5 protein-coding genes are annotated in these 1,820 nt (G+C 57.3%); 4 read left to right on the top strand and 1 reads right to left on the bottom strand.

Annotated elements, in window-relative coordinates; genetic code table 11:
- The 4 genes from P4L78_RS22940 to P4L78_RS11730 all read left to right on the top strand — a co-directional run bounded on the left by P4L78_RS22940 (nt 1) and on the right by P4L78_RS11730 (nt 1,113).
- A complete protein-coding gene (locus tag P4L78_RS22940; RefSeq protein WP_405051547.1) occupies nt 1-144 on the top strand; it encodes a KUP/HAK/KT family potassium transporter in 144 nt (47 codons plus the stop codon).
- Between the two features lie 25 nt (nt 145-169).
- The gene (locus P4L78_RS11740; RefSeq protein WP_309328255.1) at nt 170-412 is read left to right on the top strand and encodes a DUF4160 domain-containing protein; all 243 of its coding nucleotides are present in this window, start codon (nt 170-172) and stop codon (nt 410-412) included.
- The gene (locus P4L78_RS11735; RefSeq protein WP_309328254.1) at nt 396-650 is read left to right on the top strand and encodes a DUF2442 domain-containing protein; all 255 of its coding nucleotides are present in this window, start codon (nt 396-398) and stop codon (nt 648-650) included. The genes P4L78_RS11740 and P4L78_RS11735 overlap by 17 nt, the downstream gene beginning before the upstream one ends.
- Nucleotides 651-753: 103 nt before the next feature.
- On the top strand, nt 754-1,113 hold the full coding sequence (locus P4L78_RS11730; protein WP_309328253.1) for a hypothetical protein: 360 nt from the start codon (nt 754-756) through the stop codon (nt 1,111-1,113).
- Between the two features lie 470 nt (nt 1,114-1,583).
- Here P4L78_RS11730 and P4L78_RS11725 read toward each other — a convergent pair.
- Nucleotides 1,584-1,820, bottom strand: a 237-nt coding sequence (locus P4L78_RS11725) for a septation protein IspZ (protein ID WP_309328252.1), incomplete at its 5' end; no start/stop codon positions are given.

Genomic DNA, 1,820 nt, shown 5'->3' with positions numbered 1-1,820 from the left:
CTGCTGGCGTCAGACACGCCGGGCATGGCCGTGTGGCGCGAGAAACTGTTTTCATGGATGCTGCGCAACGCCGCCAGCGCGATGGAATTCTTCCGCCTGCCGACCAACCGCGTCGTCGAACTGGGCAGCCAGATCAAGATTTAGGCAGATTAGAATCCAAGGTGCTGCCATGCCTGTTGTATTCCGCTTTGACGGCTTTCGGTTCCATTTCTACTCGAACGAAGGCGATCCTCGCGAGCCGGTTCATATCCACGTTGCCCGCGCTGGCGGCGATGCCAAATTCTGGCTGTTTCCAGAGGTGGAAATGGCCTACAATTGCGGCTTCGATGCGCGGACGATCAAGCGTTTGCAGGATGTCGTGGCAAGCCGACGTAGCGAAATCGAGGAGGCGTGGAATGAGTACTTCACCTAGGGCAATCGCCGTCCGCTTCGATGATGCGCAAATGTGGGTCGAACTGGAAGATGGCCGCACACTTGGCGTTCCGCTCGTTTGGTTTCCTCGGCTTTTGCATGGAGCACCCGAGCAGCGGGCCGATTTTTTCCTCAGTCCGAGTGGTATCCACTGGGATGGTTTGAACGAGGATATTTCCATAGCAGGCCTGCTCGCCGGGCGTGGCGATTTGACCAAGCCGGGCAAGATCGCCGCCTGACTACGGCTGCGCCATCGACCCGGATCTGCGCTCGGCAAATAGGTCAAACAGCGCGTAATCATTAATTGGCGTTTCTTGCAGTGCGGTCGAGAGGGCAAAACCTTTGAACAAGCTGCGTAAGCGTTATTGGCCGTTTCCGGTCGTGCTGGCGTTGGCAGCTATTGGTGCTTATGCTTTTGTCAGTCGAGATGTGGGTCAAGCCCCGCCGACAGCAGAAGGCGGGATCGACGGTACGGATGCAGGTCTTGCCGCATATTTCGACAAAACCTGCGTCCAACTGCGTGATCTCAATTGGGCGCTGGCCAGACTGAGACAAAACGTCGATAGCTGCGGGTGGGCGGGCAATAGCGATTGCGAAGAGAATCAAGCTCTAGCAGGAGTGGAATGGCTGGCAAGGATCCGGCAGGGCGGCGTCGCGCGGGTCACATTCGGGCGGCAGATAGCTCGTGATGGCAATTGGTAGGTTTATGATTTCGGCGGCACGCCAGATTGCTCAATCCACGTTCCCGAAGCATACGGCAAGGCCCTGCAAGGTGTGCCTGGTAAATTAGGTGAGACGCATCCCGTGTCGCAGCGCACACAAGGGATGCAACTGGATGTCCTTGCACGTTGGCTCGCGCGCGATGGTCGAGTTGTCTTTGTGCTGACCCACTACAAAGACAACAGCGTGCCAGAAGACAGCAACCCGAGCAATAAATCGCTTCAGGCCCAATATGATCGACAAGAAGCTGAGGATGAAACGCGCCCATGGGCTCTCACTCGGGTTCATCCAAACTGATGGATGCCGCAGTGGGTTGGCGATTTCTGTATCGCGCGGTGCGCTTGCAACACGAAGCGGGATACCGGATCAAGTCCGGTATGACGATGGGGGTTATGTCGGCGCGTATGGGATCGGGTCGGGCATGATGGTTCGTGTTGAATTTCACTAAAATTCTAATCGTGCGGGGTGGTGGTTTCCGCTTCGTCTTCCGCCGCTTCGCCCATGCCGTGGCGCATCAGCATGGGCAGTTGGGCGAACGTGAAGGCGAACGACAGCGCGGTGACGCCCCAGACCTTGATCGTCAGCCAGGTCGCAAAGCCGCCGTTGTCCTTGTTGAAATAGTGGCGCAACACTTCGTTCAGCACGGCGAGGAACACGAAGAACCACGCCCAGTTGCGCGACAGTTTCAG

The sequence above is a fragment of the Silvimonas sp. genome, assembly GCF_031291215.1.
Taxonomy (GTDB): Bacteria; Pseudomonadota; Gammaproteobacteria; order Burkholderiales; family Chitinibacteraceae; genus Silvimonas; species Silvimonas soli.
The sequence above is the reverse complement of the archived record's forward strand: the minus strand, read 5'-3'. Positions and strand labels throughout refer to the sequence as shown.